Source organism: Pseudomonas sp. EB271-G4-1 (assembly GCF_058791355.1).
Genome location: NZ_JBYTEO010000056.1, coordinates 22,991 through 44,526, shown reverse-complemented (window position 1 = coordinate 44,526; position 21,536 = coordinate 22,991). Strand labels below are relative to the sequence as shown.

The window sequence follows — 21,536 nt, the reverse complement described above, 5'->3', positions numbered from 1 at the left end:
TTTCCCCATGTGAGAGTAGGTCATCGTCAAGATTAAATTCCAAAACCCCTATCTGCGCATGCAGGTAGGGGTTTTGTTTTTGTCCGCTGGAAAAATCTGTCTGTTCGGGTTTCTATGCAACGGCTCGGGGCGTGGCTATCATGCGGGCCTCATTGTGAGGCGAGACTTGCATGCTGACGTTGTTAAAGCTTCTTAAGGATGGCCGATTCCATTCGGGTCAGGCATTGGGCGCTGCCTTGGGCATCAGTCGCAGTGCTGTGTGGAAGCAGCTTCAGCATCTTGAGGCTGAGCTGGGGTTGTCCATTCACAAGGTTCGGGGGCGCGGCTATCAATTGGCTGCACCGTTGACGTTGCTTGATCCTGCGGAGATAGGGCGACTGTCGCCCACGTCTAATTGGCCGGTCCTGGTCTTCGACTCTATTGACTCCACCAATGCCGAAGCCCTGCGCGCCATCGAGCGGCACCAGGCTGCGCCTTTTCTGGTGCTTGCCGAGCGGCAAACTGCCGGGCGCGGGCGGCGAGGGCGCAAGTGGGTCAGTCCATTCGCTGAGAATGTCTATTACAGCCTGGTGTTGCGGGTTGAGGGCGGTATGCGCCAGCTGGAGGGCTTGAGCCTTGTAGTGGGGCTCGCCGTCATGCAGGCCTTGCGTGAGCTTGGGGTTCCCGGGGTTGGGTTGAAATGGCCCAATGATGTCCTGGTAGGGCAGAAGAAAATTGCCGGAATACTGCTTGAGCTGGTCGGGGATCCTGCCGACGTCTGTCACGTGGTGCTGGGTGTCGGAATTAATGTAAACATGCAAATGACCGATGAAGTCGATCAACAATGGACGTCCATGCGCCTGGAGTCGGGCAAGGCGTTTGATCGCAATCGCCTGGTCGCGGCGCTGGGTGAAATGCTCCACAGATACCTGGCTCGCCACCAGGCCGATGGATTTTCGGCGATCCAGGCTGAGTGGGAGCAGCATCACCTATGGCAGGGGCGTGCGGTGTCGTTGATCGCGGGTGCAAACCAAATAGATGGCGAAGTGCTGGGTATCGATAGTCAGGGTGCGCTGCGCTTGAAGGTGGGTGGTGTGGAGAAAGTCTTCAGTGGCGGTGAGCTGAGCCTGAGGTTGCGTCATGATTCTTGAGCTCGACTGCGGAAATAGTTTCATCAAGTGGCGTGTGCTCAAGGCGGACGCCCGTCAGGTGGTAGGGGAGGGAGTAGTCGATTCCGACCTGGCATTGCTCGAGGGCGTGAAGGGGATTGAAGGCCTTGCGTTGAGGTTCTGTCGGCTGGTGAGTGTCAGGACTGCCGAAGAAACCGGCGAATTGATCGCCCGGCTGAAGGCTGCCTTCGAAATTTCGGTGGTCTGTGCCGCTCCAGCCGAGGAAATGGCCGGTGTTCGTAATGGCTATGAAGAATTTGAGCGGCTCGGTCTTGATCGTTGGTTGGCGCTGCTCGGAGGGTTTCATCTGGCTTCTGGCGCGTGCCTGGTGCTTGATTTCGGTACTGCGGTGACCGCGGACTTCGTTGCCGGGGATGGTGATCATCTCGGTGGGTTTATATGCCCTGGGATGCCGTTGATGCGAAACCAGCTGCGCACCCATACCCGCAAGATTCGTTACGGAGATCTTGCGGCTGAGCGCGCTTTGGAGCGTCTTGTTCCGGGACGCACGACGGTCGAAGCGGTTGAGCGCGGGTGCCTGTTGATGCTTCGCGGATTTGTGCTGACGCAACTGGAGATGGCGCGGGGTTATTGGGGGGAGAACTTTACGGTGTTCCTCACCGGTGGTGATGCGTCGTTGGTGTCCGAGATAGTGCCTGAGGCCCGGGTGGTTCCCGATCTGGTGTTCGTCGGCTTGGCGATGGCATGCCCTTTGTCTTGAGGTCTTTATGCGTTGGTTGTTTCTGCTGCTGCTCGTTCTCAATGTGTTTTATTACATCTGGCATCAACAGGAGGCGCCTCTGCGTGCCAAGGACGTAACGCCTTTGAGTCTGTATCGCGGTTCCCAGCAGGACATTCGTCTCTTGAGCGAGGCGACGGATACGGCCAGGGATAAAGGGAAGGTGGCACAGGCAGAGGCTGAATGCCTTTATCTGGGTGGATTTGTAAGTCAGGACGTCGAGAAGGCGCTTGAGCGCAGGTTGACGGGCATGGGCGTGAAATATCAATCGCTACCTGCGAGTCCGACTGAACCCCCTGTGTACTGGGTTCGAGTGGCCCCTGAAAGCAAGCGTTGGCTGGATGACTTGCAGCTGATAAACCTTTCTAGAGAATTCAATGAGTTAAAACATAAAATAATGCCTTGTGGGGGGGTTGCACCCACCGAATAGTTTGCATAGAATGGCGCCCGCTCCACAGCGAAGACCTAAAGCGGTCAACGAAGTGAAGCGAGGTCAACGCAGATAAGCTCAGGATTTTAATGAGAAAAATGCTTGACAGAAGGCTGGCATGATGTAGAATGCCGGCTCGCTTAGGAGGGGTTCCCGAGCGGCCAAAGGGATCAGACTGTAAATCTGACGTCTACGACTTCGAAGGTTCGAATCCTTCCCCCTCCACCATTTTTAGCGAGAGCTGCAAGCCTCGCGGGTATAGTTTAGTGGTAGAACCTCAGCCTTCCAAGCTGATGATGCGGGTTCGATTCCCGCTACCCGCTCCAAGTTTGCAGGTTTTGCACGGTGTTACGCTCTTGTAGCTCAGTTGGTAGAGCACACCCTTGGTAAGGGTGAGGTCAGCGGTTCAAATCCGCTCAAGAGCTCCATACAAAAGGCAGATATGCAAATATCTGCCTTTGTTTTAGGCGGCTAAGGCTGCGCCCCGTTGTGGCTCTGAGAGTTCTTGCTCTTGTGGGTGAGGGTGTTTCGATCGGGTCGCCTAGCAAGTGGTTGTAAAGTCTTTTTCAGGTCTGCATAATGGTCGGCCTGATTTTGTTTTAGGTCAGTAGCTCAATTGGCAGAGCGACGGTCTCCAAAACCGTAGGTTGGGGGTTCGATTCCCTCCTGACCTGCCAGATTCACTCGGTGTGTCTGGCTTTCTTTTCACAGGATCTTCATAGATGACTCCTAAAGCTGAAGCTCAAGGCTCTCGTTTCGACCTCCTCAAGTGGCTTGTAGTAGTCGCTTTGGTGGTTGTTGGCGTTGTTGGCAATCAGTATTACTCTGCTTCGCCGATCCTGTACCGCGTACTCGCTTTGCTTGTCATTGCTGCCGTAGCTGCCTTTGTAGGCCTGCAGACAGTCAAGGGCAAGTCTTTCTTTGTACTGGTTAAGGAAGCGCGCACCGAAATTCGTAAAGTCGTATGGCCGACTCGCCAAGAAACCACGCAGACCACGTTGATCGTTGTGGCTGTTGTCCTGGTTATGGCGTTGCTGTTGTGGGGGCTCGATTCCCTGCTCGGCTGGCTTGTTTCCTTGATTGTCGGCTAAGGGTGTCCCGTGGCTAAGCGTTGGTACGTTGTGCATGCTTACTCCGGTTACGAGAAGCATGTAATGCGCTCGCTGATCGAGCGCGTAAAGCTGGCTGGCATGGAAGATGGCTTCGGCGAAATTCTGGTTCCCACTGAAGAAGTGGTTGAAATGCGTAATGGCCAGAAGCGCAAGAGCGAGCGTAAGTTCTTCCCTGGTTATGTGCTGGTCCAGATGGATATGAACGAGGGTACTTGGCACTTGGTCAAGGACACTCCTCGTGTAATGGGCTTTATCGGCGGTACCGCTGATAAGCCGGCACCGATTACTGATAAAGAGGCAGAAGCGATTCTGCGTCGTGTTGCTGATGGTAGCGATAAGCCGAAGCCGAAGACGTTGTTCGAGCCAGGTGAGTCGGTGCGCGTCAACGACGGTCCGTTTGCCGATTTCACCGGCACGGTCGAAGAGGTCAACTACGAAAAGAGCCGGATCCAGGTCGCGGTGCTCATTTTCGGACGCTCTACTCCGGTAGAGTTGGAGTTCAGTCAGGTCGAAAAGGTCTAACTGAACAAGCATCCCAACCCCGCAGCCTTAGGCTGTGGGGTTTTGTCGTCACTGGGATAAACGCGCAAGTAACCGGGGAGCCTTTCGAGGCGTTTGAACCCGTAATTGGAGTGCCTCATGGCCAAGAAGATTACCGCTTACATCAAGCTGCAAGTGAAGGCCGCTCAGGCTAACCCAAGCCCACCTGTTGGTCCTGCTCTGGGTCAGCACGGCGTGAACATCATGGAATTCTGCAAGGCTTTCAACGCCCGTACTCAGGGTCTTGAGCCAGGTCTGCCGACTCCAGTGATCATCACTGTCTACAGCGACCGTAGCTTCACGTTCGAAACCAAATCCACCCCTGCTTCGGTTCTGCTGAAGAAGGCGGCAGGTCTGACCAGCGGTTCCGCTCGTCCGAACACCGTTAAGGTTGGCACTGTAACCCGTGCTCAGCTGGAAGAAATCGCGAAAACCAAAAACGCGGATCTGACTGCAGCTGATATGGAAGCAGCCGTGCGTACTATCGCCGGTTCTGCTCGTAGCATGGGCCTTAACGTGGAGGGTGTGTAATGGCTAAGCTGACCAAGCGTCAAAAGGCTATCGCCGGCAAAATCGAAGCAGGCAAGGCCTACAACTTTGTAGACGCCGCTGCTCTGCTGGCTGAGCTGTCGACTGTCAAGTTCAGCGAGTCGTTCGACGTAGCTGTAAACCTGGGTGTTGACCCGCGTAAATCCGACCAGGTCGTTCGTAGCGCTACTGTGCTGCCACACGGCACTGGCAAGACCGTTCGCGTTGCTGTGTTCACCCAGGGTCCAGCTGCTGAAGCCGCTCTGGCTGCCGGCGCTGACCGTGTAGGCATGGACGACCTGGCTGCCGAAATGAAAGGCGGCGACCTGAACTATGACGTAGTGATCGCATCCCCGGATGCCATGCGCGTTGTAGGTCAACTGGGTCAGATCCTCGGTCCACGTGGCCTGATGCCTAACCCTAAAGTCGGCACCGTAACGCCAGACGTAGCTACCGCGGTTAAAAACGCCAAGGCTGGTCAGGTTCGTTATCGCACCGACAAAAACGGCATCATCCACACTTCCGTTGGCAAGATCGGCTTCGACGCCGTCAAGCTGAAGGAAAACGTTGAAGCCCTGATCGCTGACCTGAAGCGTATCAAGCCAGCTTCCTCGAAAGGTATCTACGTCAAGCGCGTTACCCTGAGCACCACTATGGGCCCAGGTCTGGTCATCGACCAAAGCTCGCTCGACGCGTAAGACACAAATTGGCGCAAGCGATTGCGCCAATTGAAAAATTGGGGTCCCTGCCTGGCGGGGGCTATCCAAGACCGTAGGCGACGCAAGTCTTAAACCACAAGCCTACGCAGATGGTGCTCCCGGTTCCTTACCGAATCAGACACCAAAACGACATTCGGTTTCGATCGAATGAAACGGTAACAAGCAGGAGTTAAACCCGTGGCAATTAAACTCGAAGACAAGAAGGCCATCGTCGCTGAAGTCAACGAGGCTGCCAAAGTCGCTCTGTCCGCTGTCGTGGCTGATGCCCGTGGCGTAACAGTAGGCGCAATGACCGGACTCCGTAAAGAGGCTCGCGAAGCTGGCGTTTACGTACGTGTTGTACGTAACACCCTGCTCAAGCGCGCCGTTGCTGACACTGAATTCAGTGTTCTCAACGACGTGTTCAGCGGCCCTACCCTTATCGCGTTCTCCAAGGAACATCCAGGCGCTGCTGCCCGGATTTTCAAAGAGTTCGCCAAGGGTCAGAACAAGTTCGAGATCAAGGCAGCTGCGTTCGAGGGCAAGTTCCTCGCAGCTAACCAAATCGACGTACTGGCAACTCTGCCGACCCGTGACGAAGCAATTTCTCAGCTGATGAGCGTGATTCAAGGCGCTACCAGCAAATTGGCTCGTACCCTGGCGGCAATTCGCGACCAGAAAGAAGCTGCTGCAGCCTAAGGCTCGTCAACTTCTCGCGTTTTTTGTTTTTTTCGATGGTCGCGTAGGCCGTCCCCAATATCAGGAATTAGATTCATGTCTATCTCTCAGAACGATATCCTTGAAGCAGTTGGCAACATGTCCGTAATGGAAGTTGTTGAGCTGATCAAAGCTTTCGAAGAAAAATTCGGCGTTACTGCTGCTGCTGCATCGGCTGGCCCAGCTGTTGCTGCTGCCGTTGCTGAAGAGCAAACCGAATTCAACGTCATGCTGACCGAAGCTGGCGAGAAGAAAGTTAACGTGATCAAGGCAGTACGTGAACTGACCGGTCTGGGCTTGAAAGAAGCCAAGGCTGTAGTTGACGGCGCTCCTGCCATGGTTCTGGAAGCTGTTGCCAAAGACGCAGCTGACAAAGCCAAAGCAACTCTGGAAGAAGCAGGCGCTAAAGTCGAGCTGAAGTAAGCTCCGACCTTGCGTCTCCAGCCCGAGCGTTAAGCGACAGGCTGATGGCTGGTGGCTCTTGCCACCGGCCTTTTTCCGTTATTGGCAGCCGACTGGGTCGGTGCCGATAACGAGCTGTAACCACCCGATGCGGTGGCGCAAACCATGGGGTTTGCACGATTTTCTGGTCGCTCCCGTCGGGAGGGGCCAAACAAGCAGGTGACCAAGCTGGGGAACGCTGATGGCTTACTCATATACTGAGAAAAAACGTATCCGCAAGGACTTTAGCAAGTTGCCGGACGTCATGGATGTGCCTTACCTCCTGGCCATCCAGCTGGATTCGTATCGTGAATTCTTGCAAGCGGGAGCGACTAAAGATCAGTTCCGCGACGTGGGCCTGCATGCGGCCTTCAAATCCGTTTTCCCGATCATCAGCTACTCCGGCAATGCTGCGCTGGAGTACGTCGGTTATCGCTTGGGCGAACCGGCATTTGATGTCAAAGAATGCGTATTGCGCGGTGTAACTTACGCCGTACCTTTGCGGGTAAAAGTGCGCCTGATCATTTTCGACAAAGAATCGTCGAACAAAGCGATCAAGGACATCAAAGAGCAAGAAGTCTACATGGGTGAAATCCCCCTGATGACTGAGAACGGTACCTTCGTAATCAACGGTACCGAGCGTGTAATCGTTTCCCAGCTGCACCGTTCCCCTGGCGTGTTCTTCGACCACGACCGTGGCAAGACGCACAGCTCCGGTAAACTGCTGTACTCCGCGCGCATCATTCCTTACCGCGGTTCGTGGCTGGACTTCGAGTTCGACCCGAAAGACTGCGTATTCGTGCGTATCGACCGTCGTCGCAAGCTGCCTGCATCGGTACTGCTGCGCGCGCTCGGCTATACCACTGAAGAAGTGCTGGACGCGTTCTACACCACCAACGTATTCCACGTTAAGGGCGAGACCCTGAGCCTGGAGCTGGTGCCTCAGCGCCTGCGCGGTGAAATCGCTGTCCTCGATATCCAGGACGACAAAGGCAAGGTTATTGTCGAGCAGGGTCGTCGTATCACCGCTCGCCACATCAACCAGCTGGAAAAAGCCGGGATCAAAGAGCTGGATGTGCCGCTGGACTACGTCCTGGGTCGCACAACCGCCAAGGTCATCGTGCACCCGGCAACCGGCGAAATCCTGGCAGAGTGCAACACCGAGCTGAACACCGAGATCCTGGCGAAAATCGCCAAGGCCGGCGTTGTTCGCATCGAAACTCTGTACACCAACGATATCGACTGCGGTCCGTTCGTCTCCGACACACTGAAGATCGACTCCACCAGCAACCAACTGGAAGCGCTGGTCGAGATCTATCGCATGATGCGTCCTGGCGAGCCGCCAACCAAAGACGCTGCCGAGACCCTGTTCAACAACCTGTTCTTCAGCCCTGAGCGCTACGACCTGTCTGCGGTCGGCCGGATGAAGTTCAACCGTCGTATCGGTCGTACCGAGATCGAAGGTTCGGGCGTGCTGTGCAAGGAAGACATCGTCGCGGTACTGAAGACCCTGGTCGACATCCGTAACGGTAAAGGCATCGTCGATGACATCGACCACCTGGGTAACCGTCGTGTTCGCTGCGTTGGCGAAATGGCCGAGAACCAGTTCCGCGTTGGCCTGGTACGTGTTGAGCGTGCGGTCAAAGAGCGTCTGTCGATGGCTGAAAGCGAAGGCCTGATGCCGCAAGACCTGATCAACGCCAAGCCAGTGGCTGCGGCGGTGAAAGAGTTCTTCGGTTCCAGCCAGTTGTCCCAGTTCATGGACCAGAACAACCCGCTGTCCGAGATCACCCACAAGCGTCGTGTCTCTGCACTCGGCCCTGGTGGTCTGACTCGTGAGCGTGCCGGCTTTGAAGTTCGTGACGTACACCCGACGCACTACGGTCGTGTTTGCCCGATCGAAACGCCGGAAGGTCCGAACATCGGTCTGATCAACTCCCTGGCTGCCTATGCGCGCACCAACCAGTACGGCTTCCTCGAGAGCCCGTACCGCGTGGTGAAAGACGCCCTGGTCACCGACGAGATCGTGTTCCTGTCCGCCATCGAAGAAGCTGATCACGTGATCGCCCAGGCTTCGGCCACGATGAACGACAAGAAAGTCCTGATCGACGAGCTGGTAGCTGTTCGTCACTTGAACGAATTCACCGTCAAGGCGCCGGAAGACGTCACCTTGATGGACGTATCGCCGAAGCAGGTAGTTTCGGTTGCAGCGTCGCTGATTCCGTTCCTCGAGCACGACGACGCCAACCGTGCGTTGATGGGTTCGAACATGCAGCGTCAAGCTGTACCAACCCTGCGTGCTGACAAGCCGCTGGTAGGTACCGGCATGGAGCGTAACGTAGCCCGTGACTCCGGCGTTTGCGTCGTGGCTCGTCGTGGCGGCGTGATCGACTCCGTCGACGCCAGCCGTATCGTGGTTCGCGTTGCCGATGACGAAGTAGAAACCGGTGAAGCCGGTGTCGACATCTACAACCTGACCAAGTACACCCGCTCCAACCAGAACACCTGCATCAACCAGCGTCCGCTGGTGCGTAAAGGTGATCGGGTTCAGCGTAGCGACATCATGGCCGACGGTCCGTCCACCGACATGGGTGAACTGGCACTGGGTCAGAACATGCGCATCGCCTTCATGGCATGGAACGGCTTCAACTTCGAAGACTCCATCTGCCTGTCGGAACGCGTTGTTCAAGAAGACCGTTTCACCACGATCCACATCCAGGAACTGACCTGTGTGGCCCGTGACACCAAGCTTGGCCCAGAGGAAATCACTGCGGACATCCCGAACGTGGGTGAAGCTGCACTGAACAAGCTGGACGAAGCCGGTATCGTTTACGTAGGTGCTGAAGTTGGCGCAGGCGACATCCTGGTGGGTAAGGTCACTCCGAAAGGCGAGACCCAACTGACTCCGGAAGAAAAACTGCTGCGTGCGATCTTCGGTGAAAAAGCCAGCGACGTTAAAGACACCTCCCTGCGCGTACCTACCGGTACCAAAGGTACTGTCATTGACGTACAAGTCTTCACCCGCGACGGCGTTGAGCGTGATGCGCGTGCCCTGTCGATCGAGAAGTCCCAGCTGGACGAGATCCGCAAGGACCTCAACGAAGAGTTCCGTATCGTCGAAGGTGCTACTTTCGAACGTCTGCGCTCCGCTCTGGTCGGCCACAAAGCCGAAGGCGGCGCCGGTCTGAAGAAGGGCCAGGACATCACCGACGAAGTGCTCGACGGTCTTGAGCACGGCCAGTGGTTCAAACTGCGCATGGCTGAAGATGCCCTGAACGAGCAGCTCGAGAAGGCCCAGGCCTACATCGTTGATCGTCGCCGTCTGCTGGACGACAAGTTCGAAGACAAGAAGCGCAAACTGCAGCAGGGCGATGACCTGGCTCCAGGCGTGCTGAAAATCGTCAAGGTTTACCTGGCAATCCGTCGTCGCATCCAGCCGGGCGACAAGATGGCCGGTCGTCACGGTAACAAGGGTGTGGTCTCCGTGATCATGCCGGTTGAAGACATGCCGCACGATGCCAATGGCACCCCGGTCGACGTCGTCCTCAACCCGTTGGGCGTACCTTCGCGTATGAACGTTGGTCAGATCCTTGAAACCCACCTGGGCCTCGCGGCCAAAGGTCTGGGCGAGAAGATCAACCGCATGGTTGAAGAGCAGCGCAAAGTTGCCGAGCTGCGTAAGTTCCTGCACGAGATCTACAACGAGATCGGCGGTCGTCAGGAAAGCCTCGATGACTTCTCGGACCAGGAAATCCTGGACCTGGCTCAAAACCTGCGTGGCGGCGTTCCAATGGCCACTCCAGTGTTCGACGGCGCCAAGGAAAGCGAAATCAAGGCCATGCTGAAACTGGCAGACCTGCCGGAAAGCGGCCAGATGCAGCTGACCGACGGCCGTACCGGCAACAAGTTCGAGCGCCCGGTTACCGTTGGCTACATGTACATGCTGAAGCTGAACCACTTGGTAGACGACAAGATGCACGCGCGTTCTACCGGTTCGTACAGCCTGGTTACCCAGCAGCCGCTGGGTGGTAAGGCGCAGTTCGGTGGTCAGCGTTTCGGGGAGATGGAGGTCTGGGCACTGGAAGCATACGGTGCCGCTTACACTCTGCAAGAAATGCTCACAGTGAAGTCGGACGATGTGAACGGCCGTACCAAGATGTACAAGAACATCGTGGATGGCGATCACCGTATGGAGCCGGGCATGCCCGAGTCCTTCAACGTGTTGATCAAGGAAATTCGTTCCCTCGGCATCGATATCGATCTGGAAACCGAATAACACGTGACGCGAATCGAGAGCGGGGCAACACTGCCCGCTCTCTGCTCCGCCAGGAGGAAAGGCCTTGAAAGACCTACTGAATTTGCTGAAAAACCAGGGTCAAGTCGAAGAGTTCGACGCCATCCGTATCGGATTGGCGTCGCCTGAGATGATCCGTTCGTGGTCGTTCGGCGAAGTTAAAAAGCCGGAAACCATTAACTACCGTACGTTCAAACCTGAGCGTGATGGCCTGTTCTGCGCCAAGATCTTTGGCCCGGTAAAGGATTACGAGTGCCTGTGCGGTAAGTACAAGCGCTTGAAGCACCGCGGTGTGATCTGCGAGAAGTGCGGTGTTGAAGTCGCGCTGGCTAAAGTTCGTCGTGAGCGCATGGCGCACATCGAACTGGCCTCGCCAGTTGCCCACATCTGGTTCCTGAAATCGCTGCCGTCGCGTATCGGCTTGCTGATGGACATGACCCTGCGTGATATCGAACGCGTTCTCTACTTCGAGAGCTATGTCGTTATCGATCCAGGCATGACCACCCTTGAAAAAGGCCAGCTGCTGAACGACGAGCAGTACTTCGAAGCGCTGGAAGAGTTCGGTGACGATTTCGATGCCCGCATGGGTGCCGAAGCTGTCCGTGAGCTGCTGCACGCTATCGACCTGGAGCACGAGATTGGCCGTCTGCGTGAAGAAATTCCGCAAACCAACTCCGAAACCAAGATCAAGAAGCTGTCCAAGCGTCTGAAGTTGATGGAAGCCTTCCAGGGCTCCGGCAACCTTCCAGAATGGATGGTGCTGACCGTTCTGCCGGTTCTGCCGCCAGATCTGCGTCCACTGGTCCCGCTGGATGGCGGTCGCTTCGCGACTTCCGACCTCAACGATCTGTATCGTCGAGTGATCAACCGTAACAACCGCTTGAAGCGCCTGCTGGATCTGTCCGCTCCGGACATCATCGTGCGCAACGAAAAGCGTATGTTGCAGGAAGCCGTCGACGCACTGCTCGACAACGGTCGTCGTGGCCGCGCTATCACCGGTTCCAACAAGCGTCCTCTGAAATCCCTGGCTGACATGATCAAGGGTAAGCAAGGTCGTTTCCGTCAGAACTTGCTCGGTAAGCGTGTTGACTACTCCGGCCGTTCGGTAATTACCGTAGGTCCGACCCTGCGTCTGCACCAGTGCGGTCTGCCGAAGAAGATGGCTCTCGAGCTGTTCAAGCCGTTCATTTTCGGCAAGCTGGAAATGCGTGGTCTCGCTACCACCATCAAAGCAGCCAAGAAGATGGTCGAGCGCGAATTGCCAGAGGTTTGGGACGTTCTCGCTGAAGTGATTCGCGAACACCCGGTTCTTCTCAACCGTGCACCGACCCTTCACCGTCTGGGTATCCAGGCGTTTGAACCGGTACTGATCGAAGGTAAGGCTATCCAGCTGCACCCTCTGGTCTGCGCCGCGTACAACGCCGACTTCGACGGCGACCAAATGGCCGTGCACGTACCGCTGACACTGGAAGCCCAGTTGGAAGCGCGTGCGTTGATGATGTCGACCAACAACATTCTGTCGCCAGCCAACGGTGAGCCAATCATCGTTCCGTCGCAGGACGTTGTATTGGGCCTGTACTACATGACCCGTGAAGCGATCAACGCCAAAGGCGAAGGTCGTGTGTTCGCGGATCTGCAGGAAGTTGACCGTGTGTTCCGTGCCGGCGAAGCCGCACTGCACGCCAAGGTCAAAGTGCGGATCAACGAAACCGTCAACGACCGTGATGGCGGCAGCGTGACCAACACCCGTATCGTCGACACCACTGTCGGCCGTGCGCTGTTGTTCCAGGTTGTGCCAAAAGGTCTGTCGTACGACGTCGTCAACCTGCCGATGAAGAAAAAGGCGATCTCCAAGCTGATCAACCAGTGCTACCGCGTGGTTGGTCTGAAAGAGACCGTGATCTTCGCTGACCAGTTGATGTACACCGGTTTTGCCTATTCGACCATTTCCGGCGTTTCCATCGGTGTTAACGACTTCGTTATCCCGGATGAAAAAGCCCGCATCATCGGTGCAGCCACCGACGAAGTGAAAGAGATCGAAAGTCAGTACGCCTCCGGCCTGGTAACCCAGGGCGAGAAGTACAACAAAGTGATCGACCTTTGGTCCAAGGCGAACGACGAAGTTTCCAAGGCGATGATGGCCAACCTCTCGAAAGAGAAAGTCATCGACCGTCATGGCGTCGAAGTCGACCAAGAGTCTTTCAACTCGATGTACATGATGGCCGACTCGGGTGCGCGGGGTTCCGCAGCACAGATTCGTCAGCTGGCCGGTATGCGTGGCCTGATGGCCAAGCCGGACGGTTCCATCATTGAAACGCCGATTACCGCGAACTTCCGTGAAGGTTTGAGCGTACTCCAGTACTTCATCTCCACTCACGGTGCTCGTAAAGGTCTGGCGGATACCGCGTTGAAAACAGCGAACTCGGGTTACCTGACCCGTCGTCTGGTAGACGTGGCGCAAGACTTGGTTGTAACCGAGATCGATTGCGGCACCGAACACGGCCTGCTGATGACTCCGCACATTGAAGGCGGTGACGTTGTAGAGCCGCTGGGTGAGCGCGTATTGGGTCGTGTTATCGCCCGTGACGTATTCAAGCCAGGTACCGAGGACGTCATCGTTCCTGCCGGCACCCTGGTTGACGAGAAGTGGGTCGAGTTCATCGAGCTCAACAGCATCGACGAAGTGATCGTTCGTTCGCCGATCAGCTGCGAAACCCGTTTCGGTATCTGCGCCAAGTGCTACGGTCGCGACCTGGCTCGTGGTCACCAGGTGAACATCGGTGAAGCGGTCGGCGTTATCGCTGCCCAGTCCATCGGTGAGCCGGGTACCCAGCTGACGATGCGTACGTTCCACATCGGTGGTGCGGCAAGTCGGACCTCCGCAGCCGACAGCGTTCAGGTTAAGAACGGCGGTACCGTCCGTCTGCACAACCTGAAACACGTTGAGCGAGTGGACGGTCACCTGGTTGCCGTGTCCCGTTCCGGTGAGCTGGCTATCGCTGATGACTTCGGTCGTGAGCGCGAGCGTTACAAGCTGCCGTACGGTGCGGTAATTTCGGTTAAGGAAGGTGACAAGGTCGACGCTGGTGCCATCGTGGCCAAGTGGGATCCGCACACTCACCCGATCGTTACCGAAATGAAAGGTACCGTGACCTACGTGGGCATGGAAGAAGGCATCACGATCAAGCGTCAGACTGACGAATTGACCGGTATGACCAACATTGAAGTACTCGACGCCAAAGACCGTCCAGCTGCCGGTAAAGATATCCGTCCTGCTGTGAAGATGGTTGATGACAACGGCAAGGATCTGTTGCTGCCAGGCACTGACGTTATCGCTCAGTACTTCCTGCCAGCCAACGCCCTGGTCGGTGTGGCGGACGGCGCGAAGATCGCGATCGGTGATGTTATCGCTCGTATCCCGCAAGAAACTTCGAAGACCCGTGACATCACCGGTGGTCTGCCGCGTGTTGCGGACTTGTTCGAAGCTCGTCGTCCGAAAGAGGCCTCGATTCTGGCTGAAGTCAGCGGCACCATCGCGTTCGGTAAAGAAACCAAGGGCAAGCGCCGTCTGGTTATTACCCCGAACGACGGTAGCGATCCGTACGAAGAGCTGATTCCGAAGTGGCGTCACCTGAACGTGTTCGAAGGCGAACAGGTAAACCGCGGCGAAGTTATCTCCGACGGCCCAAGCGATCCGCACGACATCCTGCGTCTGCTGGGTGTGAGTGCGCTGGCCAAGTACATCGTCAACGAGATCCAGGACGTTTACCGTCTGCAAGGCGTGAAGATCAACGACAAGCACATCGAGACCATCCTGCGTCAGATGCTGCGTAAAGTTGAGATCGCTGAATCCGGCGATTCCAGTTTCATCAAGGGCGACCAGATGGAATTGACTCATGTTCTGGTAGAGAACGAACGTTTGAGCGGCGAAGACAAATTTGTCTCCAAGTTCACTCGCGTTCTGCTGGGTATCACCAAGGCGTCGTTGTCCACCGAATCGTTCATCTCGGCGGCTTCCTTCCAGGAAACCACCCGTGTACTGACCGAGGCGGCGGTTACCGGCAAGCGCGACTACCTGCGCGGCCTGAAAGAAAACGTGGTCGTGGGTCGTCTGATCCCGGCGGGTACCGGCCTGGCCTACCACAGCGAGCGTAAGCGCCGCCGTGATGCAGACAAGCCGTTGCGCGTAAGCGCCAGTGAAGTGGAAGCTGCACTGACCGAAGCGCTGAACTCGAGCGGTAACTGAGTTCTGCGGTAAATGAGCTGAGGCCCTGGTCACTCCGTTCATCGAATCGAGACAATTTGTCGAGGTTTGATGGGCGGGGAGGTCGGGGCCTTGCCTTGACTGGGGACAAGATCCTCTTTAGACTCTTGTACCCCTAAATTTGGCGGGAATTCGTTCCTGCCATTTTGCTTTTCTTGCAAGACAATAGCGTCGCAAGACAACAGTGGAGCTAGTAGATGGCAACTATCAACCAGCTGGTACGTCAGCCGCGTAAGCGTATCGTCGAGAAATCCGACGTGCCTGCGCTGCAGAACTGCCCGCAACGCCGTGGCGTGTGCACCCGTGTGTACACCACCACGCCGAAAAAACCTAACTCGGCACTGCGTAAAGTATGCCGTGTGCGCCTGACCAACGGTTTCGAGGTTTCCTCGTACATCGGCGGTGAAGGCCACAACCTGCAAGAGCACAGCGTGGTACTGATCCGCGGCGGTCGTGTAAAAGACTTGCCAGGTGTTCGTTACCACACCGTTCGCGGTTCGTTGGATACTTCCGGCGTTAAAGGTCGTAACCAGGGTCGTTCGAAGTACGGTACCAAGCGTCCGAAGTAATGGTCGCTTGCTGCAAAAAACTGATTTCTATTTTTCTGAGTCGATAAGAGTAAGGTCGGAGGCGTCCCGTAGTAATGGGCACCGATTCCGAGCGAACCTGAAGACCGTTTGAGGGCTTATCCATGCCAAGAAGACGCGTAGCAGCCAAGCGCGAAGTGCTTGACGATCCAAAATACGGAAGCCAAATCCTGGCCAAGTTCATGAACCACGTGATGGAAAGCGGCAAGAAAGCCGTTGCCGAGCGTATCGTTTATGGCGCGCTGGAAAAGGTTAAAGAACGCAAGAACAGCGACCCCCTGGAAATCTTCGAGAAAGCTCTCGACGCCATCGCTCCGCTGGTCGAAGTAAAGTCGCGCCGTGTAGGCGGTGCTACTTACCAGGTTCCGGTTGAAGTTCGTCCGTCCCGTCGTAACGCTCTGGCAATGCGCTGGTTGGTAGACTTCGCCCGTAAGCGCGGCGAGAAGTCTATGGCTCTGCGTTTGGCTGGCGAACTGTTGGACGCTGCCGAAGGTAAAGGTGCTGCAGTTAAGAAGCGTGAAGACGTGCACCGTATGGCTGAAGCTAACAAAGCTTTCTCGCACTACCGCTTCTAATTTTAGCGTCACTCAATTTGCGAGGGCTTTATGGCTCGTACTACACCGATTAATCGCTACCGTAACATTGGTATCGTTGCTCACGTGGATGCTGGTAAAACCACCACCACCGAGCGCGTCCTTTTTTACACTGGCAAAAGCCACAAGATGGGCGAGGTGCATGACGGCGCCGCGACCACCGACTGGATGGTTCAGGAGCAGGAGCGTGGTATTACCATTACTTCTGCTGCTATTACCGCCTTCTGGCAGGGTTCTGCTAAGCAGCACAAAGACCAATATCGCTTCAACGTCATTGACACCCCGGGTCACGTAGACTTCACCATTGAAGTTGAGCGTTCCCTGCGTGTACTCGACGGCGCGGTCGTTGTGTTCTGTGGCACTTCCGGCGTTGAGCCTCAGTCCGAAACCGTATGGCGTCAAGCCAACAAGTACGGTGTTCCACGTATCGTCTACGTGAACAAGATGGACCGTGCCGGCGCTAACTTCCTGCGCGTGATCGCTCAGATCAAGCAGCGTCTGGGTCACACCCCGGTGCCAATCCAGTTGGCTATCGGTTCCGAAGACAACTTCCAGGGTCAGATCGACCTGATGACCATGGAAGCGGTTTACTGGAACGATGCTGACAAGGGCATGACTCCACGTCGCGAAGCCATCCCTGCTGAACTGCAGGAGCTGGCTGAAGAGTGGCGCAGCAACATGGTTGAGGCTGCGGCCGAAGCCAGCGAAGAGCTGATGAACAAGTACCTCGAAGGCGAAGAGCTCACCATCGAGGAAATCAAGGCCGCTCTGCGTCAGCGTACTATCGCTGGCGAAATCGTCCTGGCTGTTTGCGGTTCTTCCTTCAAGAACAAAGGCGTTCCCCTGGTTCTCGACGCCGTTATCGACTACCTGCCGGCTCCAACCGACATTCCTGCCATCAAGGGTACTGACCCGGATGACGAGGAAAAGCAGATGGAGCGTCACGCAGACGACAACGAGCCGTTCTCGGCTCTGGCGTTCAAGATCGCTACCGACCCATTCGTGGGTACCTTGACCTTCGTCCGCGTTTACTCGGGCGTGTTGGCCTCCGGCGACGGCGTGATCAACTCGGTTAAAGGCAAGAAAGAGCGTGTGGGTCGTATGGTGCAAATGCACGCAAACGCCCGCGAAGAGATCAAGGAAGTGCGCGCTGGTGACATCGCGGCCTTGATCGGCATGAAGGACGTCACCACTGGTGAAACCTTGTGCAACGCTGACAAGCCAATCATCCTGGTTCGCATGGACTTCCCGGAGCCGGTTATTTCGGTTGCCGTAGAGCCTAAGACCAAGGATGACCAGGAAAAAATGGGTATTGCTCTGGGCAAACTTGCTCAGGAAGACCCGTCTTTCCGCGTTAAAACTGATGAAGAGACTGGTCAGACGATCATCTCTGGCATGGGCGAGTTGCACCTGGACATCCTGGTTGACCGGATGCGCCGTGAGTTCAACGTCGAAGCCAACATCGGTAAGCCTCAAGTTTCGTACCGTGAGCGCATCACGAAGAGCTGCGAAATTGAAGGCAAGTTCGTTCGTCAGTCCGGCGGTCGTGGCCAGTTCGGTCATTGCTGGATTCGTTTTGCTCCTGCTGACGAAGGTCAGGAAGGTCTGCAATTCCTGAACGAAGTAGTGGGTGGTGTGGTTCCTAAGGAATACATCCCGGCTATCCAGAAGGGTATCGAAGAGCAGATGAAGAACGGTGTTGTTGCCGGCTATCCGCTGATCGGCCTGAAGGCTACCGTGTTTGATGGTTCTTACCACGACGTCGACTCGAACGAGATGGCGTTTAAGGTGGCTGCTTCCATGGCGACCAAGCAACTGGCCCAGAAGGGTGGTGGTGAGTTGCTCGAGCCGATCATGGCGGTAGAGGTTGTTACGCCTGAAGACTATATGGGTGACGTGATGGGCGACCTGAACCGTCGTCGCGGCATGATTCTGGGTATGGAAGATACGGTTTCCGGTAAGGTTATCCGTGCTGAAGTTCCGTTGGGCGAGATGTTCGGTTATGCGACCGACGTTCGTTCGATGTCCCAGGGTCGCGCAAGCTACTCTATGGAATTCAAAAAATACAATACGGCTCCGTCGCACATCGTCGAAACCGTTACCAAAAAACAAGGCTGATTCAGTCCTTTAGGCAAGGAGTTAATTGTCGTGGCTAAAGAAAAATTTGATCGTTCCCTACCGCACGTAAACGTTGGCACCATCGGCCACGTTGACCACGGTAAAACCACTCTGACCGCTGCTCTGACTCGCGTCTGCTCCGAAGTTTTCGGTTCGGCCGTAGTTGAATTCGACAAGATCGACAGCGCACCAGAAGAAAAAGCTCGCGGTATCACCATCAACACCGCGCACGTCGAGTACAACTCGAACATTCGTCACTACGCTCACGTTGACTGCCCAGGTCACGCTGACTACGTGAAGAACATGATCACCGGTGCTGCCCAGATGGACGGCGCGATCCTGGTTTGCTCGGCCGCTGATGGTCCGATGCCACAAACCCGTGAGCACATCCTGCTGTCCCGTCAGGTAGGCGTTCCGTACATCGTGGTCTTCCTGAACAAGGCTGACCTGGTAGACGACGCTGAGCTGCTGGAACTGGTTGAGATGGAAGTTCGCGACCTGCTGTCCACCTATGACTTCCCAGGCGACGACACTCCGATCATCATCGGTTCTGCTCGTATGGCGCTGGAAGGCAAAGACGACAACGAAATGGGCACCACTGCCGTTCGTAAGCTGGTCGAAACTCTGGATACCTACATCCCAGAGCCAGAGCGTGCTATCGACAAGCCATTCCTGATGCCAATCGAAGACGTATTCTCGATCTCGGGTCGTGGTACTGTTGTGACTGGTCGTATCGAGCGCGGTATCGTTCGCGTTCAAGATGCACTGGAAATCGTTGGTCTGCGTGACACCACCACCACCACCTGCACCGGTGTTGAGATGTTCCGCAAGCTGCTCGACGAAGGTCGTGCTGGCGAGAACTGCGGCGTTCTGCTGCGTGGCACCAAGCGTGACGACGTTGAGCGTGGCCAGGTTCTGGTTAAGCCAGGTTCGGTTAAGCCGCACACCAAGTTCACCGCAGAAGTTTACGTTCTGAGCAAGGAAGAAGGCGGTCGTCACACTCCGTTCTTCAAAGGCTACCGTCCACAGTTCTACTTCCGTACTACTGACGTGACCGGTAACTGCGAGCTGCCAGAAGGCGTTGAAATGGTAATGCCAGGTGACAACATTCAGATGACTGTTACCCTGATCAAAACCATCGCAATGGAAGACGGTCTGCGCTTCGCTATCCGTGAAGGCGGCCGTACCGTTGGTGCTGGCGTTGTAGCTAAAATCATCGAGTAATCTCTTCACCGAGAAAGCTTTGATGTTTTGAAAAGGCCCCCGCTCAGCGGGGGCCTTTTTTATTGGGTTGACACCTATCTGGGGCGTCTATAGAATTGCGCCTCCTTTTAACAGGCGTATTGCGCCTGGTGGGAATAGCAGCCGGAGTCTGAAATCCAATGCAAAATCAGCAAATCCGTATCAGGTTGAAGGCTTTTGACCATCGCCTGATCGACCAATCCACCCAGGAAATCGTGGAAACCGCGAAACGTACTGGTGCTCAAGTGCGTGGTCCAATTCCACTGCCTACCCGTAAAGAGCGGTTCACCGTTCTGGTCTCCCCGCACGTCAACAAAGACGCGCGTGACCAGTACGAGATCCGTACTCATAAGCGCGTTCTGGACATCGTCCAGCCAACGGATAAAACCGTTGATGCACTTATGAAGCTTGATCTTGCGGCCGGTGTGGAAGTGCAGATCAGCCTCGGCTAAGACTCGGTCTTAGTCGTGTAACGCTCTGAAATGGGCGGCCATAGCGGGTGAAAGCCCCGTACACTCATGAGGTTTACAACATGACTATTGGTGTAGTCGGTCGTAAATGCGGTATGACCCGTATTTTCACCGAAGAAGGTGTCTCCATTCCGGTCACGGTCATTGAGATCGAGCCGAATCGCGTCACCCAGTTCAAAACTGAAGAGACCGATGGCTATCGTGCAGTGCAAGTCACTGTCGGCGAGCGTCGTGCTTCGCGTGTAACAGCAGCTCAGGCTGGCCACTTCGCTAAAGCGAACGTTGCCGCTGGTCGTACCGTAATGGAATTCCGCCTTGAAGAAGGCGAGTACCAGGCCGGCGATCTGATCAACGCTGAAATCTTCGCCGCTGGTCAACTGGTTGATGTAACCGGTCAGTCCAAGGGTAAAGGCTTCCAGGGTACGATCAAGCGTTGGAATTTCCGCGGGCAAGATAACACCCACGGTAACTCCGTATCCCACCGCGTTCCAGGCTCTATCGGCCAGTGCCAGACTCCTGGTCGTGTATTCAAGGGCAAAAAAATGTCCGGTCATATGGGCGCTGAGCGCGTGACCGTGCAGTCCCTCGAAGTAGTGCGCGTGGACGCTGAACGCAATCTGTTGTTGGTCAAGGGCGCTGTTCCTGGCGCTACTGGCGGCAACTTGGTTGTACGTCCAGCAGCCAAGGCTCGCGGTTAAGGGGAAGCTGACATGCAATTAAATGTAAATGACGCTCAAGCGATCGAAGTTTCCGAACTGACATTTGGCGGCGAATTCAACGAGACGCTGGTTCACCAAGCAGTCGTGGCCTACATGGCTGGCGGCCGTCAGGGTAGCAAGCAGCAGAAGACCCGTTCCGACGTTCGTGGTGGCGGTAAGCGCCCATGGCGTCAGAAAGGTACTGGCCGTGCTCGTGCCGGTACTATCCGTAGCCCAATCTGGCGTGGCGGCGGTACCACTTTCGCAGCTCGTCCTCAGGATCACTCGCAGAAGCTGAACAAGAAGATGTATCGCGCAGCAATGCGTTCCATCCTTGCTGAGCTGGTGCGTACTGATCGTCTGGTCGTGGTTCAGGATTTCGCCGTTGAAACACCGAAAACCAAAGACCTGCTGGGCAAGCTGAACAACATGAGCCTGACCGACGTTCTGATCGTGTCGGACGCTGTTGATCAGAACCTGTACCTGGCTGCTCGTAACCTGCCACACGTAGATGTACGTGACGTGCAAGGTTCCGATCCAGTTAGTCTGATCGCATACGACAAGGTGTTGATCACCGTGTCGGCCGTGAAGAAATTCGAGGAGCTGCTGGGATGAACCAGGAACGCGTATTTAAAGTTCTGCTTGGCCCGCACGTTTCCGAGAAGGCTACGGTTCTGGCAGACAAGAAAGGCCAGTTCGTTTTCAAGGTTGCTACTGATGCAACCAAGCTGGAAATCAAGAAGGCCGTCGAAAGCCTGTTCAGCGTGAAAGTAGAGCGTGTTACTACCCTGAATGTTCTGGGTAAGAGCAAGCGCACTGCTCGCGGTCTGGGCAAGCGTAATGACTGGAAGAAGGCAGTTATCTCCCTTCAGCCAGGCCAAGATCTCGATTTCAGCAGCAGTGCTGAGTAAGGAAGG

At 55.8% G+C, this 21,536-nt stretch carries 19 protein-coding genes and 4 tRNA genes; all 23 read left to right on the top strand.

Annotated elements, in window-relative coordinates; genetic code table 11:
• Positions 1-170 precede the first annotated feature (170 nt).
• The 23 genes from birA to rplW all read left to right on the top strand — a co-directional run bounded on the left by birA (position 171) and on the right by rplW (position 21,530).
• Positions 171-1,130 carry a bifunctional biotin--[acetyl-CoA-carboxylase] ligase/biotin operon repressor BirA gene (gene birA / locus AC3WWR_RS23975; RefSeq protein WP_033040658.1) on the top strand — a complete coding sequence of 320 codons (960 nt, stop codon included), beginning with the start codon at positions 171-173 and terminating at the stop codon, positions 1,128-1,130.
• Positions 1,120-1,869, top strand: a complete 750-nt coding sequence (locus AC3WWR_RS23970) for a pantothenate kinase (protein ID WP_033040659.1) — start codon at positions 1,120-1,122, stop codon at positions 1,867-1,869. The genes birA and AC3WWR_RS23970 overlap by 11 nt, the downstream gene beginning before the upstream one ends.
• Before the next feature lie 7 nt (positions 1,870-1,876).
• Entirely contained in the window at positions 1,877-2,317 is a 441-nt protein-coding gene (locus AC3WWR_RS23965; protein ID WP_020799831.1) for a hypothetical protein, read from the top strand.
• A 143-nt stretch (positions 2,318-2,460) separates the two neighbouring features.
• Positions 2,461-2,545 (top strand) — tRNA-Tyr (locus tag AC3WWR_RS23960).
• Between the two features lie 24 nt (positions 2,546-2,569).
• Positions 2,570-2,643: transfer RNA gene (locus AC3WWR_RS23955), tRNA-Gly, on the top strand.
• Between the two features lie 26 nt (positions 2,644-2,669).
• Positions 2,670-2,745, top strand: a tRNA-Thr gene (locus tag AC3WWR_RS23950).
• 173 nt (positions 2,746-2,918) lie between these two features.
• Positions 2,919-2,994: transfer RNA gene (locus AC3WWR_RS23945), tRNA-Trp, on the top strand.
• A 45-nt stretch (positions 2,995-3,039) separates the two neighbouring features.
• On the top strand, positions 3,040-3,408 hold the full coding sequence (gene secE / locus AC3WWR_RS23940) for a preprotein translocase subunit SecE (RefSeq protein ID WP_007896620.1): 369 nt from the start codon (positions 3,040-3,042) through the stop codon (positions 3,406-3,408).
• Between the two features lie 9 nt (positions 3,409-3,417).
• Complete coding sequence (gene nusG, locus AC3WWR_RS23935) at positions 3,418-3,951, top strand: transcription termination/antitermination protein NusG (RefSeq protein WP_007933727.1); 534 nt, start codon at positions 3,418-3,420, stop codon at positions 3,949-3,951.
• A gap of 117 nt (positions 3,952-4,068) precedes the next feature.
• On the top strand, positions 4,069-4,500 hold the full coding sequence (gene rplK / locus AC3WWR_RS23930; RefSeq protein WP_007933726.1) for a 50S ribosomal protein L11: 432 nt from the start codon (positions 4,069-4,071) through the stop codon (positions 4,498-4,500).
• Complete coding sequence (gene rplA, locus AC3WWR_RS23925; RefSeq protein ID WP_003186095.1) at positions 4,500-5,195, top strand: 50S ribosomal protein L1; 696 nt, start codon at positions 4,500-4,502, stop codon at positions 5,193-5,195. The genes rplK and rplA overlap by 1 nt, the downstream gene beginning before the upstream one ends.
• A gap of 198 nt (positions 5,196-5,393) precedes the next feature.
• Complete coding sequence (rplJ, locus tag AC3WWR_RS23920) at positions 5,394-5,894, top strand: 50S ribosomal protein L10 (protein WP_008065701.1); 501 nt, start codon at positions 5,394-5,396, stop codon at positions 5,892-5,894.
• A gap of 75 nt (positions 5,895-5,969) precedes the next feature.
• Entirely contained in the window at positions 5,970-6,335 is a 366-nt protein-coding gene (gene rplL, locus AC3WWR_RS23915; RefSeq protein ID WP_020799830.1) for a 50S ribosomal protein L7/L12, read from the top strand.
• Between the two features lie 220 nt (positions 6,336-6,555).
• A complete protein-coding gene (rpoB, locus tag AC3WWR_RS23910) occupies positions 6,556-10,629 on the top strand; it encodes a DNA-directed RNA polymerase subunit beta (RefSeq protein ID WP_008018199.1) in 4,074 nt (1,357 codons plus the stop codon).
• 64 nt (positions 10,630-10,693) lie between these two features.
• Positions 10,694-14,893, top strand: a complete 4,200-nt coding sequence (gene rpoC, locus AC3WWR_RS23905; protein ID WP_008065703.1) for a DNA-directed RNA polymerase subunit beta' — start codon at positions 10,694-10,696, stop codon at positions 14,891-14,893.
• Between the two features lie 215 nt (positions 14,894-15,108).
• Positions 15,109-15,480, top strand: a complete 372-nt coding sequence (rpsL, locus tag AC3WWR_RS23900; protein WP_003186084.1) for a 30S ribosomal protein S12 — start codon at positions 15,109-15,111, stop codon at positions 15,478-15,480.
• Positions 15,481-15,602: 122 nt separating this feature from the next.
• Entirely contained in the window at positions 15,603-16,073 is a 471-nt protein-coding gene (rpsG, locus tag AC3WWR_RS23895; RefSeq protein ID WP_002555493.1) for a 30S ribosomal protein S7, read from the top strand.
• 30 nt (positions 16,074-16,103) lie between these two features.
• Positions 16,104-18,209: an elongation factor G gene (gene fusA / locus AC3WWR_RS23890; RefSeq protein ID WP_008065706.1), complete on the top strand. Its 2,106-nt coding sequence runs from the start codon at positions 16,104-16,106 to the stop codon at positions 18,207-18,209.
• Positions 18,210-18,239: 30 nt separating this feature from the next.
• Positions 18,240-19,433 (top strand): elongation factor Tu, encoded by a 1,194-nt coding sequence (gene tuf / locus AC3WWR_RS23885; protein ID WP_008065716.1) that lies wholly within the window; start codon positions 18,240-18,242, stop codon positions 19,431-19,433.
• Positions 19,434-19,591: 158 nt separating this feature from the next.
• Positions 19,592-19,903, top strand: a complete 312-nt coding sequence (rpsJ, locus tag AC3WWR_RS23880; protein WP_003186070.1) for a 30S ribosomal protein S10 — start codon at positions 19,592-19,594, stop codon at positions 19,901-19,903.
• An 80-nt stretch (positions 19,904-19,983) separates the two neighbouring features.
• Positions 19,984-20,619, top strand: coding sequence for a 50S ribosomal protein L3 (rplC, locus tag AC3WWR_RS23875; RefSeq protein ID WP_003186059.1), 636 nt, complete (start codon positions 19,984-19,986; stop codon positions 20,617-20,619).
• 12 nt (positions 20,620-20,631) lie between these two features.
• Entirely contained in the window at positions 20,632-21,234 is a 603-nt protein-coding gene (gene rplD, locus AC3WWR_RS23870; RefSeq protein WP_003228735.1) for a 50S ribosomal protein L4, read from the top strand.
• Positions 21,231-21,530 carry a 50S ribosomal protein L23 gene (gene rplW / locus AC3WWR_RS23865; protein ID WP_002555488.1) on the top strand — a complete coding sequence of 100 codons (300 nt, stop codon included), beginning with the start codon at positions 21,231-21,233 and terminating at the stop codon, positions 21,528-21,530. The genes rplD and rplW overlap by 4 nt, the downstream gene beginning before the upstream one ends.
• Positions 21,531-21,536: the final 6 nt, after the last annotated feature.